Source organism: Anaerotruncus sp. 80 (genome assembly GCF_009936115.1).
Taxonomy (GTDB): Bacteria; Bacillota; Clostridia; order Peptostreptococcales; family Anaerovoracaceae; genus Senimuribacter; species Senimuribacter intestinalis.
On the sequence record NZ_QWES01000032.1, the window covers coordinates 1 to 16,352 of the forward strand.

Annotated in this window: 12 protein-coding genes and 1 pseudogene; 10 read left to right on the plus strand and 3 right to left on the minus strand. The window is 44.5% G+C overall.

Going from position 1 to position 16,352, the window contains the following annotated elements; genetic code table 11:
* Positions 1–771: 771 nt before the first annotated feature.
* Positions 772–1,314 (minus strand): annotated as a pseudogene (locus D1155_RS13780) (phosphoribosyltransferase family protein); the annotation flags it as partial.
* Between the two features lie 217 nt (positions 1,315–1,531).
* Between D1155_RS13780 and D1155_RS13785 the strand changes: the two are divergent.
* The gene (locus tag D1155_RS13785) at positions 1,532–1,726 is read left to right on the plus strand and encodes a hypothetical protein (protein WP_160203001.1); all 195 of its coding nucleotides are present in this window, start codon (positions 1,532–1,534) and stop codon (positions 1,724–1,726) included.
* Positions 1,727–1,794: 68 nt separating this feature from the next.
* Here the strand turns inward: D1155_RS13785 and D1155_RS13790 are convergent, their stop codons facing one another.
* Both D1155_RS13790 and D1155_RS13795 read right to left on the minus strand, forming a co-directional pair.
* A complete protein-coding gene (locus D1155_RS13790) occupies positions 1,795–2,160 on the minus strand; it encodes a helix-turn-helix transcriptional regulator (RefSeq protein WP_160203002.1) in 366 nt (121 codons plus the stop codon).
* Between the two features lie 190 nt (positions 2,161–2,350).
* Complete coding sequence (locus tag D1155_RS13795; RefSeq protein ID WP_160203011.1) at positions 2,351–3,508, minus strand: cation:proton antiporter; 1,158 nt, start codon at positions 3,506–3,508, stop codon at positions 2,351–2,353.
* Positions 3,509–3,864: 356 nt separating this feature from the next.
* On the opposite strand from D1155_RS13795, the gene fabG reads away from it, so the two are divergent.
* The 9 genes from fabG (at position 3,865) to D1155_RS13840 (ending at position 15,887) form a co-directional block, all read left to right on the plus strand.
* Positions 3,865–4,587, plus strand: a complete 723-nt coding sequence (gene fabG / locus D1155_RS13800) for a 3-oxoacyl-ACP reductase FabG (RefSeq protein WP_160203012.1) — start codon at positions 3,865–3,867, stop codon at positions 4,585–4,587.
* A 54-nt stretch (positions 4,588–4,641) separates the two neighbouring features.
* Positions 4,642–6,441: an FtsW/RodA/SpoVE family cell cycle protein gene (locus D1155_RS13805; RefSeq protein ID WP_160203003.1), complete on the plus strand. Its 1,800-nt coding sequence runs from the start codon at positions 4,642–4,644 to the stop codon at positions 6,439–6,441.
* A complete protein-coding gene (locus D1155_RS13810; protein WP_160203004.1) occupies positions 6,438–7,769 on the plus strand; it encodes a penicillin-binding transpeptidase domain-containing protein in 1,332 nt (443 codons plus the stop codon). The genes D1155_RS13805 and D1155_RS13810 overlap by 4 nt, the downstream gene beginning before the upstream one ends.
* A gap of 525 nt (positions 7,770–8,294) precedes the next feature.
* Positions 8,295–8,981 (plus strand): response regulator transcription factor, encoded by a 687-nt coding sequence (locus D1155_RS13815; RefSeq protein WP_160203005.1) that lies wholly within the window; start codon positions 8,295–8,297, stop codon positions 8,979–8,981.
* Positions 8,956–10,593: a HAMP domain-containing sensor histidine kinase gene (locus D1155_RS13820; protein WP_160203006.1), complete on the plus strand. Its 1,638-nt coding sequence runs from the start codon at positions 8,956–8,958 to the stop codon at positions 10,591–10,593. The genes D1155_RS13815 and D1155_RS13820 overlap by 26 nt, the downstream gene beginning before the upstream one ends.
* Before the next feature lie 89 nt (positions 10,594–10,682).
* A complete protein-coding gene (locus D1155_RS13825) occupies positions 10,683–11,660 on the plus strand; it encodes an HD domain-containing protein (RefSeq protein WP_160203007.1) in 978 nt (325 codons plus the stop codon).
* On the plus strand, positions 11,657–12,946 hold the full coding sequence (locus D1155_RS13830; RefSeq protein ID WP_160203008.1) for a CCA tRNA nucleotidyltransferase: 1,290 nt from the start codon (positions 11,657–11,659) through the stop codon (positions 12,944–12,946). Before D1155_RS13825 ends, D1155_RS13830 begins: the two co-directional genes overlap by 4 nt.
* On the plus strand, positions 12,946–15,165 hold the full coding sequence (locus D1155_RS13835; RefSeq protein ID WP_160203009.1) for an ATP-dependent RecD-like DNA helicase: 2,220 nt from the start codon (positions 12,946–12,948) through the stop codon (positions 15,163–15,165). The genes D1155_RS13830 and D1155_RS13835 overlap by 1 nt, the downstream gene beginning before the upstream one ends.
* On the plus strand, positions 15,162–15,887 hold the full coding sequence (locus tag D1155_RS13840; RefSeq protein ID WP_160203010.1) for a ComF family protein: 726 nt from the start codon (positions 15,162–15,164) through the stop codon (positions 15,885–15,887). Before D1155_RS13835 ends, D1155_RS13840 begins: the two co-directional genes overlap by 4 nt.
* Positions 15,888–16,352 lie beyond the last annotated feature (465 nt).

Consider the following 16,352-nt stretch of genomic DNA (forward strand, 5'->3'; position numbering starts at 1 on the left):
TTCTAGACATACTAATGCTCCCTTCCAGATAACAAGTTTTTATTTTTTCACTTGTCTACCTAGAAGGGAGCATATCAAGCGTAGACAGTCTCTTTGCCGTAAAAGTAGTATTAGAGCGAAAAAGGATTCAGGTCAAATGCTGGGATTTGGTATGCGGCAGTTCATGCTGCGGAGAAACCGGCGCGCCATAATCTCAGGATTTTTTTGTATATCTGGCGTTCACTCCCTGGAAAACGCCATATTCTAAGCGTTTTTTTGTATACATGGCGCCAGCCACTCGCCAAACGCCATATTTGAATTCATTTTCTGAAAAACTGGCGCGCACCTGCTGCCTGATACCTACCTTTTTGATATTTTACTGTAGAGTGCCAAAGTTTTTCCGACTTTCTGTCTGCATTTCTTTCTGCAGCCGCCATTTTTTCTTAAAAAGCTTTTATATATGGCACTTTTTCACAGGTCTGCGCCATGTATACAGAAATCAAGGTCAAATATGGCGCGCAAATCATCGACATATCCCCATTCTCTTTTTGTTAAGCTTACTCCCGTACACAAACCTAGGACTTACTGCTTCAAACGGGTGCGTGGGAATCTTGTTGTCCTCAGACAATAAAAAGACGCGCACAAGATTCACCGATACACGTCTTTTAATTATCCGTTAATCATTTAGTTTCGGAATGTGGAAACTGAAATTTCAGTTTCTGCTTCTTTTGCTTTTGCTGCTTTTTTCATAGGGCTTTCAATCGGGGTAAAGGTGCCGTCTTCGTTTGGTGTAAAGACATAGTGTTCTTTTAAGAAGATGATATCATCTCTGTAAACCGAGTCAAGCTCAGCAAGAACTGCTGCACGGCACACGATTTCGGCTCCAGCTTCCTTTGCCAAAGTTTCCAGTGCGTTCAGCGATTCCCCGGTAGCAATGACGTCGTCTATAATCGCAACTCTCTTGCCGCGAATCTTATCTACATCGCAACCGTCCATGTAAAGGGTCTGTTTTTTCTGGGTGGTGATGGAGTAAACATTGGCTTCCAGCACATTCTGCATATATGGTTTGTTGCTTTTCCTTGCTACGACAAAGTCCTTGTGACCTAGAATTCTGCTGAGCTCATAGGTTAGAATGATTCCTTTAGCTTCAGCAGTTAAAAGTACATCAAATTCCGGCAGTTTTTTTGCAAGTTCAGGCGCAACAGCCTGTACCAGCTCTGTATCAGAAACGATACAAAAGCTGGCAAGAGCCATGTCTTCTTTTATCTTTACAAAAGGAAGTTTTCTCTTTACTCCGCAAATCTCAAAATCAAAATAAGGTGGTTGATATCGCATAGCGTTTCCTTTCTGCTATAAGTTGTATTCTTTACAGAGACCTTTTATCGGTTTTCTGCATTAAAATTTATTATACAGGATTTTTTGCTGTAAATAAACCCCTTTCTATGATAAAAAATGTCGAAACTTACGATTTTGTAAGGGGATTGTAAGCGGCAGCTATGGAAAGGGAAACAGACGGATTATATAATGTAGGTACAAAGGGGGATTGATAAGGATGAGAAATCACAGCAAGCTGGCTTGTGGTGCGCTGACCGTCAATTTAATCAGCGGGATATTGGGGCTTTGCTATCTGATTGTATTAGGGGTAAATCAGTCAGAGACGACAGCGTTTCCGCTGCTGGGCATTCTGGCAGCAGTTATGGCAGTTTCCACCCTCGTAATGATACTTGCGCTGCCAAAGAAAAAATAGAGAGTAATAGAAAACAACCGGATTTGGCAGATTACCACCACCTTCACCCGGTTGTTTTCTATTGGCTCTTATTTTACTTTCTCGTCCATCAGCAGAATGGCTGCTTTTTCAATGAGACAGCCTTGGGAGAAGGGGGAAAGCTTACGATATAGGTACAGCAGTTCTGATACATCGGAATTATGAGCATCGGAAAGGGCGACACTCCTTGCAAACTTTTCGTAGTTTTGTTCCATGAGAAGGTCGACAGGCACCTGATAAACCCGTGCCAGTCTTACAAGTAAATCTGTGCGCATATTTTTAGTTCCGCTTTCCAGTATTCCGTAAGTCGTACGAGAAATATGTAAAAGGGCGGCTACGTCTTCCTGTGTGTAGTCATAATAATCCCTGAGATACCTTAAATTATTCGCTATACACTGCTGCATTTTTTTGTCCATGTGGTATAGTCCTCCTATTAAATTCTAAAAAGTGTTACATAATAATAGAGTACGTCACAGGGCAAAAAAGTTTCAAGTTTTGACGTTTTTAGACAAAATTCCACATGTTTTTTTAAAAATACAATTACAATAGCAAAGCCCGCAGGGGATGTACCCAGCGGGCTTTGCAGCATTTACAGTAATTAAGGTGTTATTTCATGAATTTTTTCAAAAGCACCGGCGTAATAATGGTAGTAACGATAACTACCAATACGATTGGTGAGAATAAATAGCCGCTGAGAAGTCCCATGTTGTAGCCTTTCTGTGCAACAATCAGTGCGACTTCACCTCTGGACACCATGCCGATACCAATATGGAAAGAATCGCTGGTGCTAAATTTGCAGATTCGTGCACCCAGTCCGCAGCCGAGAATCTTTGTCAGAACAGCTACAAGAAGGAGCAGCACAGAGAAAATCAACATGGATATTGTCATACCGGAAAGCTCTGTTTTGATTCCGATACTTGCGAAGAAGATCGGAGAGAAAAAGAGATAGCTTGGAACGGTAAGTTTTTTTGCAATATAGGATTTAATCTCAAAGGTAGACATTAAAAGCCCCAGCAGGTATGCACCAGTGATATCAGCGATTCCAAAATACTGTTCTGTAATAAATGCGACGAGCAGAATGAGCGCCATTACGTAGATGCAAACTCTGCGTTTGTCTTTTAAATCGTCAACTTTTGGTCTGGCAGTTTTAAGAATAACGGCAAGCACAGCCATGAGAACGATATATAGTGCGATTTTGATTAAAATGGAGATAATGCTTACCGACGGATCTTTCAGGCTGGATACGATGGTTAAAATGATGATACCGATGATATCGTCAAGCACTGCAGCACCCAGAATAGCACTACCAACAGGACCGTTCAGCTTACCCATTTCACGGAGTGCTTCTACTGTAATACTTACAGAAGTTGCAGTTAGAATGACACCCATGAATACGCACTTTAGGACTTCATTAAAGTCGGATGAATCTACATGAAAATAGAAATAGTAGCAGGCAGCGCCGCCGATGAGCGGCAGAATCACACCCATGGCTGCAATACACAGCATGGAAACGCTGTTTTTCTTGATTTCGTTAATATCTGTATCAAGACCTGCCATAAACATCAGTAAAATAACACCGATTTCGGCGGTTTCCGCAAGAAAATTGGTTTCTGTTACAACGCCAAGTACCGATGGTCCGAGGATAACACCGGCAACCAGCGCGCCCACAACCTGGGGCATGTTAACCTTTTCTGAAAGGCCGCCCAAAAACTTCGTTGACAAAATGATAATGGCAACGGCCAAAAGGAAGTAATAGCTAGTCATAATAAATACCTCAATCATTCTATAAAAATTTTCACTAGACTACTCTAACACCAACCAAGCATTTTGTAAATGGAACTTTTTGCTTAAAAGGCAAAAACTTAAGTTTCAAAAGAAAAATCCGGAAAAATTTTCAAAAAAACAGAAATAATATCTGAAAATTCTTTGACAAGTGGAAAAAGTTGTAGTAGAATATAGATGAAAATAATCTGAGAATCTCGGAATTAGTTTCTAAGATTATAGTTAATACTATGCGCCAGAAATATAAGCAAAGAAAAAACATTGGGCAAGTCCCAATGTTTTTTTGCAAAGAAACAGGTTTGCCTATGAAACTTATGAGAACAGAAAAGAGGTCCAAGATGAAATCGGTTTTGATTACGGGAGGCTCCAGGGGAATCGGCGCTGCTATGGTAAGAGCGTTTACGGAGAGCGGATATAAAGTTGCCTTCCTTTATAAAGAGAGAGATGACAAAGCAAAGGGGGTCAGCGAAGAGACAGGTGCTGTAGGCATTTGTTGCGATGTATCTGACAGTCAGCAGGTTTCCGAAGGTGTGCGGGCAGCCCGCATGTATCTGGAAGTGCCTTATTTCGATGTGCTGATATGTAATGCAGGAATTAGCATCACGGGGCTGTTCACAGATACAACGCAGAAGCAGTGGAAGGAGATTATGGATACCAACTTATACGGAACAATCTCAGTGACCAGCCAAATACTTCCAACCATGATAGAAAGGCAGCAGGGAAGTATCGTGATGATTTCCTCTGTTTGGGGACAGACTGGTGGCTCCTGTGAAGTGGCGTATTCCACTACCAAGGCCGCAGTTATCGGATTTGCAAAGAGTCTTGCCAAGGAAGTCGCACCTTCTGGCGTTAGAGTCAACTGCATTGCGCCGGGGGTTATCGATACCGATATGAGTCGCATTTGCGGAGAGGATACCCTGCAGGCGCTGACAGAGGAAATCCCTATGGGAAAAATTGGTGACGCCGATGAGGTGGCAAAGGCGGCTGTGTTTTTAGCCTCAGAAGAAGCTTCCTATATAACAGGACAGATTCTTGCTGTCAACGGGGGGTTTTACATCTGAAAAAGACTGTGATATACTATTGCCAGAAAGAGAAATGGAGGGGTTAGCCAGATTATGACGATCATTTCGGGAATTTTTAAAAGCATTGGAGAGTTTTTTGCAGGGATTCTGGAAACAATTCAGGAAGTTTTCGCATCTGACTACGGTTTTGAACTGATTTATACTGCTGTAGCCAGATGGGTTTTTATTGCCCTTGCGATTTTTATTTTAATGCGGGCAATTCGCTCGCTTCTCAAGTCCAAAAATCCGTCGGAGGTTTGGGCTTATTTACATTTGAGTACGGGAGAAAATCTTCCCATTACCCATTGGGAAAATGTACTTGGAAGGGCGAAAAGCTGCGATATCAACATCGAAGACCCACGGGTTTCCAGAAACCATGGGACACTGACCAGAGACCCTAAGGGGAACTGGACTTATCGTGATTTGGGATCCAAGAACGGAGCCTATGTCAACGAGCGACGCGTCAGAAAGGATCAGAGAGTCAAAGTTCGCCCCGGCGATGTCATCAGCGTGGGCATGACTCAGTGTACATTGTTTCCAATCAGCCTGGAGGAACGTCGCAATAATATAAAGATGAGAAAATCGGACACAGTGATTCCGCTACCGTGGCCGTCCTTGTTTGCGCTGAGCATTTTTCAGGTAATGACAGTGATACAACTGAAGATAGCTTTGGGAGAAAACTATCTTCATTCTATTACGATGGCTTTTGCTGGAATCTGTATCCTTATGTGGGTTTATGTAATTCTGCTTCGATCCATGAAGCGAAAAGGTTTTGAAATGGAAACTATCGCCTTTTTCTTATCTACCTTGAGTCTTTCGGTGACCGCTGCGAAATTTCCAGAAGCGGCTTTTAAGCAATTTATTGCGGTTGCCATGGGGCTTGCTTTGTTTTTCTTTATGTGTGCTTACCTTAGGAATCTGACGAGAACGGAAGCCATTCAGAAGCTGATGTACATAGGTGCGGCGGGACTTCTTTTGTTTAATTTGGTCTTCGCTACTGATCGCTTTGGTGCTGCCAACTGGGTGGAAATTGGCGGATTTTCTTTCCAGCCGTCGGAGCTGATTAAGCTTGCATTCATCTGGGTGGGAGCGGCGTCCTTGGACAAGCTCTTTGAAAAAAAGAATTCTATTATATTTATGCTGTTTTCAGGCTTCTGCTTTTGCTGCCTGGCGCTGATGGGGGACTTTGGAACGGCGATTATATTCTTCGTCACTTTCCTGGTGATTTCTTTCCTTAGAAGTGGAGATTTTACCAAGCTGATTTTGCTGGTAGGTGTAGCTTTTGTTGGAGGTCTGATGGTGCTGAAGTTCAAAGCATATATAGCGGAGCGCTTTTCGGTATGGGGACATGCCTGGGAGTTTGCAGACGGGCTGGGTATGCAGCAGACAAGAACCATGTCGGCGGCGGCAAGCGGTGGTTTTGTCGGCGTTGGTGCCGGAAAAGGCTGGCTGTCTAGCATTTTTGCTGCGGACACTGACCTTGTTTTCGGTATGTTGGTAGAAGAGTGGGGACTAATTATTGCAATTCTTGCGGTGATTTCTATCATCACCCTTTCCCTTTTTGCGGTGCGCTCTATCTTGGCAGGCAGGTCCACCTATTACACCATTGCAGCTTGTGCGGCTACTTCCATGTTCCTGTTTCAGACGGTGCTCAATGTTTTCGGTGCGGTGGATTTATTGCCGATGACCGGTGTGACTTTTCCATTTGTTTCTAACGGAGGAACCAGTATGATTGGCTCCTGGGGTATGCTGGCGTTTCTTAAAGCGGCGGACACCAGGCAGAATGCCAGCATTGCAATCAGCCTGACGGACAAAGGCCTTAAGGCTGAGACGGAAGAGGAGGATATGATATGAAGAAATTAGAGCAGAGAGGTATCATTTGCCTTGCTCTTGCAGCAGCGCTGTTTTTGGGCATATGTATTTTCATATTTAAGTTTGTGACAGATGGCGGTGAATGGGCGACTTTCTACGCGAACCAGCACGTGTATTATGAGGGAAGGCTTGCAATTGGCAAGGTTTACGATGCAAACGATACCATCCTTGTAGAGAATACCAAAAATGGAATGAAATATAATGACGATGAACTGACACGCAGAGCGACCCTTCATGCCGTAGGGGATATGGATGGAAATATTGCAACTGCAGCGCAGAGTGCTTTTCGAGACAAAATCGTAGGCTACAGTCTTTTGACCGGAACCTACAGTATTACGGGAAACGGCAACGACCTGAAACTTTCCATCGACGCGGAAGTGTCAAAGGCTGCGTATAACGCTCTGAACGGAAGAAACGGCACCGTAGGTGTATATAATTATGAAACGGGGGAAATTATCTGTATGGTAAGTTCTCCGGGATTTGACCCTGCTAATCCGCCGGAAATTGCAGCGGATGATACGTCGGGCGTATATTTGAACAAGTTTCTGTCTTCCAATCTGATTCCAGGATCCATCTTTAAGTTGGTGACTTGCGCTGCTGCCATCGAAAATGTTAGCGGACTTGAGGATTGGAGCTATACCTGCAGCGGTGTCAGCTACATCAGAGACGAGGCTATCACCTGCACTCAGGCCCACGGGACGGTGGATTTTGAGGGGGCGCTGGCAAAATCCTGCAACTGCGCCTTTGCGGATTTGTCCCAGAGGATTGGCGGCACTGTCATGGCAAGTTATACGAAAAAACTGGGGCTTTTGGACTCCTACGATATTGACGGCATTCATAATGCGAAAGGCTCTTTTGAGTTTCCCAAAAACGATGATTTGAGTCTGGCGTGGGCGGGAATCGGGCAGTATAACGATGAACTGAATCCTTGCTCCATGCTGGTTTATATGAGCGCAATTGCAAGAGACGGGGTGGGCACGGTGCCTAGAATTCTTTATACAAACTTTCCGTCAGGCGAGGATACCGAACGCATGATTGACGAGTCCACGGCGGAAAAGCTGCGCTCCATGATGAAAAATAATGTCGTATCCAATTATGGCGAGAGCAATTTTCCGGGCCTTGATATTTACGCAAAATCCGGCACTGCCGAGATGTACGGCAGTGAGCCCAACGCATGGTTTACAGGTTTTATAAAGAACGAAGGACATCCATATGCCTTTATTGTCTGCGTGGAAAACGGCGGGTACGGCAGCAGTGTTGCCGGTCCTGTAGCTAATCAGGTGCTGCAGGCTGTTGTGAATAGAGATTAACCGCAAGTACGGCACGGAATTTCTGCAGGTATACTATTATAGTGTACCTGCTTTTTTGATTGGTTTGATTAGAGGCAGACACACGGCAAACGCATGAAACACATCATTAGTACTTTTAAGAGTTTTTTGCAAAAAAGGTACTAAAATATCCAAAACATTTTATCTATTATATGGAAAATAAGGAATGAACTTTTGGATAATGGAAGACTTATACGAAAATAGCCCCTTAGAAAACAAAAAAGAACGAAGAATTTCATTTCTATTTCGTTTAATTTGCACAAAACCTTTTAGCTAGTATAAAGTGACTCCTAATTTTTGATACCTTTTTTGCAAAAATACGGAACAGGTACTAAAATTTAATGTTCGCAACTTTTCATGCGTTTACCGTGATGCTGGAAGCATGGCGCATTGACAACCGCGTAATGCCTTGTTACAATTTGTTAAGAATATCGTAAGAAACGCCATGGGCGCTTTGTAATAATTCAGGACTATTCTATAGTTGTAAGCGAAAGGAGTTAAGGTTTGATGAATATTTTGGTATGCGACGATGATAAAGAAATCGCAGGAGCAATTGAGATTTATCTAAGGAACGAGGGGTATACGGTGTTTAAAGCCTTTGATGGGATAGAGGCTTTGAATTATGCCAGAAATCAGCAGCTTCATTTGATTATCATGGACGTAATGATGCCGAAGATGGATGGGGTGCAGGCAACCATGAAAATCAGAGAGGAAAAGAATATTCCGATTATCATGCTTTCGGCAAAGTCGGAGGACTACGACAAAATCACGGGGTTAAACGTCGGCGCTGACGATTATATCACCAAACCTTTTAATCCGCTTGAGCTGATTGCCAGAGTAAAATCTCAGCTGAGACGATATGTGGATCTTGGAAGTATGGAGAAAAAGAGCGGGGTTTACAAGACAGGGGGACTTGAAGTGGACGACGATGAAAAGGCGGTGCGCATAGATGGGGAGTATGTCACCGTGACGCCGACGGAGTTCGGCATCTTAAAACTTCTGACGGAGAATGCGGGAAAAGTGTTTTCCATGGAGCAGATTTATGAGAACGTTTGGAACGAACCTGCTTATAATCCGGAAAATACCGTTGCAGTCCACATCAGAAGAATCAGAGAAAAAATAGAAATTAATCCTAAAAATCCAAAGTACTTGAAGGTGGTGTGGGGAATTGGATACAAAATTGAAAAGCTATAGAACATTGACGTACAGCATCAGTTCTGTAATTGCGGTGATAGCCGCAGAAGCAGCTGTTTTAGTGGGCTGTATGCTGGCGCTGGTTTACCATATTAAATATGGGCTGTATGGTGAGACAACAGGAGAAGATGGCGAGACATATTGGCAGCATGTTGAAATTCGCGGCGGAGACGAGCATATATCGGCATTGTGGATGATTGAAATCGGCGTGGTAATCATAGCCCTTGCAGCAATTATCGTGTCCCTTGTTAAGGTGGGCAGAAAAGATGCGATGGGAAGTGTGGTACTTAACTGGTTTGATAAGATATTTACCGATGTGCAGATTGTGGTTGGTGCTCTTGCCTTTTGCGGCATCGCACTGATGAGCATGCCTCATGTTGATTGGCTCAGCGGCAGCGATTGGTATCAGGAATATGCGTTGGGTCTCTTAAACAAAGAGCAGATGGAGCAGTTCAGCAGTGATATTTACTTTTACAATTCAGAGTTTGAGCCGAGATGGCTGGAGTTGTTCTTCTGTATTGCTGGAAATCTCTTTCTGATGGGCGTATTTCTCATACTGCTGCAGTCCCTTGTTAAAAAACTGAAGACCAGATCTTTCTGGCGGCATACCATTATCGGAAAGCTAGTCTGCTATATTGCAGATGCAATTGCTGCCAGCGATGAAGTGTTCTGGAAAGTCATGGTTACGGCCATCGTGGCAGTGTTGCTTTCCGCGACATGGCTGGGAATGATACCGGTATTGATTTTCATCTTTATCTTTATTCCTAAATGGGTGAAGAAGTACTGCGAAGTTAAAGAAGGAGTCAATCAGATTAAGCGGGGCAATTTAGATTATAAAATCCCTGTGACGGATGGAGGAGAACTTGATCGTCTTGCCATGAGTGTTAACGAAATTTCAGAAGCCATGAATATCGCCGTGATGGATAAGCTGAAGAATCAGAGAATGAAAATTGACTTGATTTCAAACGTTTCTCACGATTTGCGCACGCCGCTGACTTCCATGGTGTCCTATGTGGATTTACTCAAGACGGAAGGACTGGACAGTGAAAATGCGCCGATGTATCTGGAGATTATCGATGAGAAGACAAGAAGGCTACGGAAACTCACAGAAGATTTATTTGAGGCAGCAAAGGCTTCCAGCGGCAATATTCCTGTGGAAATTGCGAAGATTGAAATGACTTCGATTGTCAATCAGGCAATGGCTGAGATGGAAGAACGGCTGTCCGAAAACAATCTTGACGTGATTTTTACCAATAAAGCGGATTCCATCTACGTGATGGCCGACGGTCAGCTTCTGTGGAGAGTCATAGAAAATCTTTTGACCAATGTGAGCAAATATGCACTGCCGGCCAGCAGAGTTTACATTGACATTTTAGAAGAAAAGAACATGATTTATTTGGACGTTAAGAACATGTCCAAAGAACAGCTGAACATCAGCGCCGACGAGCTGATGGAGCGGTTTAAGCGGGGCGATGAGTCCAGAAATACGGAAGGAAGCGGGCTGGGCCTTGCGATTGCAAAAGATTTGACCAGCCTGATGAACGGAAAATTTGAACTTACTATCGACGGTGACCTGTTCAAAGCTAGAGTGGCTCTTGAAAAAGCGATATAAGGGAAAATTTCTTCACAATTTAATCACTATACTAATTGGACCAAATGTTATATAATTAGTGTAGTGATTTTTTTGATGGAGACGATTGAATGAAACAATTTTATGCGGCGGATTTGAAAGGACAATCCGAAATTACAGATTTTTTTATGGTAAAGAGTGCCAACATCAAGGTTGGCGCTAACAAGAAACAGTACTTTGATGTAGTGCTGGGCGACAAGAGCGGCGAGGTAAACGGCAAGAAATGGGAGATTCCGGATGATGAACTGGAACTCTTATCCGGCATGAAGGAGGGGGATCTGATTAAGGTCAGAGCGCAGGTTACCGAGTGGCAGGGGCAGAGTCAGCTTAGAATCAGCAGAATCAGAGCTGCCAACTCAGAGGACGCCCTTGAAATATCTGAATATGTTAAGGCTGCGCCAGAGGACTCAGAAGAGATGTACAGTTACATTTACTCTGTGGCAGAATCTATGGAGGATAAAGATTTGCGGACTCTTTGCACCAAGGTGCTTTCAGAAAACAAAGAGAGACTTCTGTACTATCCGGCAGCGTCCAAGAATCATCACGCAGAGTACGGCGGTCTTTTGTATCACGTAAAGAGAATGCTGATGACAGGGCTTCGCGTCTGCGAGGTCTATATCAATTTGAATAGAGATTTGGTGGCAACTGGTGTAATCCTTCATGATATTGAAAAACTTAATGAGATTCTGTCCAATGAGTACGGGGTGTCACCGGGATATTCCTTTGAGGGACAGATGCTAGGGCATATCGTGCAGGGTGTAAAGTTTTTGGATCGAACCTGCCGAGATCTCGGCTTTAGCGAAGAGAAAACACTGATGCTGGAACATATGATTTTAGCCCATCACTACGAACCGGAGTTTGGAAGTCCAAAGAAGCCCCTGTTTCCGGAAGCGGAGGTGCTGCACTATTTAGATATTTTAGATGCCAGAATGTTTGATATGGAGGATGCGCTTAGAGGTGTTGCGCCGGGCGAATTTTCCGATAGAATTTGGACGCTGGATAATCGCAGAATTTATAAACCCACAGAAGATGGAGGAACGCAGAAGTGATTAAATTCGACAAGGATGTGCTGAGGACACTGAAGACACTGGAAAAAGAGGGTTTTGAAACCTACGCAGCGGGGGAATGTGTTCGCGGTCAAATCATGGGCGAAAAGGTGTACGACTGGGATTTGCTGACAAAGGCGCCCCTTGCTGATTTGCAGAGAATTTTTCCAGACTGTCAGCTATTGGACGAAGGGAAGCAGTCAATACGGCTGGATTTTACCTATGAAGTGCCGGCAAAGGATGAAGACGAACCTGTTGTCATCGACGGCTGTATTGTTGATGTCAGAAACTTTGAGGGGACCATTGAAGAGACGCTGAAAGAGATGGTGTTTACGGTTAACGCTATTGCGGATAATCCGGAAAGAACTTTGGTCGACCCATATGGCGGCAGGGATGATATTCGAGCCAGGCTGATTCGGACGGTGGAATCCTGCGAGGAGGTTTTTGAGAAAGAACCGATTCATATGCTGGAGGCTGTAAGAATTGCGGCGGAACTGGATTTTGACCTGCACAAAAGCATCTTTGAAGCAATAGGTAATCACTGGCGAGTTTTGCTTGCACAGACAGACAGCGGCGATGTAGCGTCCGTGCGTGAGGAATTTGAAAATCTTCTGATATCGGATCATGCGGGAAAAGGTCTGAAAATGCTGACTGGAACTGGCCTGATGGCAGTAATTTTAGGTGAAGATGTGGCAGGCAGGATGTCCATGTCTGACACCAATGCTTTTAAGACTGTATGCGATAATATCGATAAAACTAGGCCGGTGAGAACCAGAAGGCTGGGACTTGTCTATACTGCGATTACCAAGAAGCGGGCGCTGGCTGCCATTGAGAGATTGCAGTTTGATAAGAAGACGGAGGAACACTTGAAAGATGGTGTGGAACGTATTATTGATATTAACTTTCTCAACACTGACATGGAATTCAAAAAGTTCCTGTTTAAATATGGAAATGAACGTTACAATTATCTGAACAATCTATCTAAGGCTATGCGCATTGTTTACGACCAGCCGAGCCTGAAAATTGAATCCAGAAACTACATGATGAAGAAGATCATTTCCGGCAACGAACCGGTATTCGTAGAGGATTTGGTCATTGATGCCAATGACATTATGGAGGCGGGTATTACCGATTCCGCAGAAAAAGCGGCGGAGCTTTTAGAGCAGGTAGCTGCTCTGGTACATAAGAATCCTGCAAATAATCATAGAGACGTGCTGTTGAAATATGCAAAGAAATACTCGAAGAATAAACTGGCGGCAAAGACCAGATACGTTAAGTGGGTAAAATAATGGAAGAAAAGCAAGGGATTATCACCGAAATTATTTTTCATAATGAGGACAACGGATATACCATTGCCATCATGGAGACTGACGATGAATACTTTACTGTGGTCGGCAGTCTTCCTTCTTGTGCGCCGGGCTTCCGGTACAAGCTTCGGGGAACCTTTAAGGTGCATCCCACTTATGGGGAGCAGTTTGCTTTTTCTGAGTTTGAAGAGGTGCTGCCGACTGGAATCGCAGGTATTGAAGGCTTTCTTGCTTCCGGGGTTATCAGAGGAATCGGTCCAAAGATGGCGTCTGCTATTGTGGCAAAGTTCGGCGAGGATACTTTTGAAATTATGGAGAGGGAGCCGCACAGATTGACCCTTGTCAGCGGAATCGGACCGAAAAAAGCCGAAGCAATCGCTGAGGCATTTGCAGCCCACAGGGAATTTGCGGAGGTGTCCATGTTTTTTCAGGAATATGGTGTTTCTGCAGAGTACGCCCTGAAACTCTACAAAGTTTACGGTGCCGACGCCGTGGAACTGATTAGCGAAAATCCTTACAGGCTGGTGGAAGAGGTGTACGGAATTGGCTTTCACAAAGCGGATAATATCGCTGCAAAGATGGGTATTGAACCGGAAAGCCCTTTCAGAATCAGAAGCGGAATTAAGTACGGACTTAGCTATTTTGCGGGAGAAGGAAACACTTATATGCCGCAGGAAGAGCTTTGTGAAAGGGTTGGACAGCTTCTTGACGTGTCCAGACAGTTGGTTTATGAGAATATGGTGGATATGGCTTTTGAAGGGGAGATTCAGCTGGACACACTGAAAGGGCAGACCGTAGTATATCTGTACGTCTATTATTTGGCGGAACAGAAGATTTGTCGAAATTTGGCAGCTATTGAAAATGCGGGGCTTAAGTCTCTTTCTGTGGACATCGACAGTATGATTTCCATGACTCAGAGACAGACGGGAATTGAGCTTTCCGCTCAGCAAGTCAGTGCAGTCAAAAGTTCCTTGACCAGCGGAATTTCAGTCATTACAGGTGGTCCCGGCACAGGAAAGACCACTATTATCAATACCCTGATCAATATCTTTGAGCAAAGTCAGTTTAAAGTGGCAATCGCTGCGCCGACTGGCAGGGCGGCAAAAAGAATTACGGAAACCAGCGGGCACTATGCTTCTACGGTGCACCGTCTTTTGGAATACTATTACTCCTCGGAAGAGGACACTATGCGCTTTGGGAAAACTAGTGAAGACCCGTTGAAATACGATGTGGTAATTGTGGACGAGGCTTCCATGATAGATCTGCTTTTAATGCAGGGGCTAACTGAAGCGATTAAACCGGGTACTCGTCTAATTATGGTAGGCGACTACGATCAGCTGCCTTCTGTGGGCGCGGGCAACGTGCTTAGGGATATCATAGAAAGCGAGTACGTCCATACCGTAAAGCTAAAAGAGATTTTTCGTCAGGCGCAGGAAAGTATGATTGTAGTAAACGCCCATCGAATCAACGAGGGTGAATATCCTTTTGTCAACAGCAAGGACAAGGATTTCTTCTTTATGGAGCGGGCTTCGGAAAAGCAGATTGTGGATCTATTGGTGCAGCTGATTACAAAGCGTCTTTCAGCTTATTATGAAGGCATTGTGCCGGTGCGGGATATTCAGCTTTTGACGCCGGTTCGAAAAGGCGCGCTTGGCTGTATCGCGTTGAATAAAGTGCTGCAGGAGGCTTTGAATCCGCCGCGGGAAGATTTGACAGAAAAGAAGTTCGGCGATAAACTTTTCCGCGAAAACGACAAAGTTATGCAGATTCGTAACAACTACGAAATCGGTTGGAAGAAGAGGCGAGACTTTTCAGAGGGGCAAGGCGTCTTTAACGGCGATGTGGGTTTCATAGAAAAAATCGACAAAGAATACAATCAGATGACAGTCATCTTTGATGAGGACAAGTATGTGACCTACGAATTTTCTCAGCTTGATGAACTGGAACTTGCTTACGCCATTACGGTACACAAAAGTCAGGGCAGTGAATTTCCAATCGTAGTTATGCCTATCTCTTGGTTTCCGCCGATGTTGGCGACTAGAAATCTTTTGTACACGGCGGTGACTCGAGGCAAGCAGGTAGTCGTGCTGGTAGGCGGGGAACAGAAGATGAATGCCATGATTGACAACAACCGAATTAAAATGCGCTATTCCGGGCTTCGGTACAGATTAGAAGAGTTGCTGGAGGTGGGCATAGGTTGAAAAATGCAGCAACAGGCGCTGCCCGCGCAATGATCTCAAAAGGACTGGATTTGCTGTATCCACCGGCACTTTACTGTATCTGCTGTGGCAATATCATTGATGAAAGCAGAACTTACCATTTATGTGACCACTGCATGGCGCATATCAGATGGGATGGGCAGCCACCGCAAAAAGTTAAGTTTGCAGGCGGTGATGGCATAGCTGGTGTTGCTGGCGGATTGGTTCCATTTTTGTCTTTGCGCTGCACCCAGTATGGTCTTTATGAACGCAGGCTCATTTTCTCCCTAAAATATAACGGGAAAAAGTACATTGCACGGGATTTGGCGCAGATGATGGCGGATCGGCTGAATCTGGCACGCCTTGTCTTTGATATGATTGTGCCGGTTCCTATGTTTTTCGAAAAGGAGCGGCAGAGGGGCTTTAATCATGCGGCGCTTATGGGGCAGCACCTGGGGAGGCTGCTGGGAAAGCCTTGCCTGAAAGATGCTCTTTTGCGAACTGGAAATACCCAGCCTATGCGAGGCTTAAGTCCTACGGAGCGGCAATTAAATGTAAAAGGAAAGTTTGCATATAACCAAAAATATGGTACACTGTTAAAGGAAAAGAAAATTCTGCTGCTTGATGATTTTTATACGACCGGAAGTACGGCGAATGCCTGCTACGAGGCACTGCTTTCCGCACAGCCTGAAATCGTGTATTTTTTAGCATTTGCAGCAAAATAAAAAATAAGAAGAGACGGCGTTGCAGTTGTCTGGGTCTGTGGTTGAAAATCCAAGCCAGTTACGGGCAAAGGGATCCACGTAAGCTGATCCGCAAGGCGGCAGTGATCATGGCGTAGCTTAGATGTAAGTCCTCGGGAAAATCCCGGTCAAGGCAAGTGTGGGGGCAAAGACCAGGTCAGCCAGACAACTGCAATGCCGTTTTTCTATACTTTTCGCCCAAAGGGCGGAAAGTATAGCGAAGCGTAGAAAAAGGGACAGCGAAGTGAACGAAGAGAACGGAGGAGAGAGCAAAGCGAACGTTGCCGTTTTTCTATACTTTTCGCCCAAAGGGCGGAAAGTATAGCGAAGCGTAGAAAAAGGGACAGCGAAGTGAACGAAGAGAACGGAGGAGAGAGCAAAGCGAACGTTGCCGTTTTTCTATGCTTTTCGCCCGAAGGGTGGAAAGCATAGCGAAGCGTAGAAAAA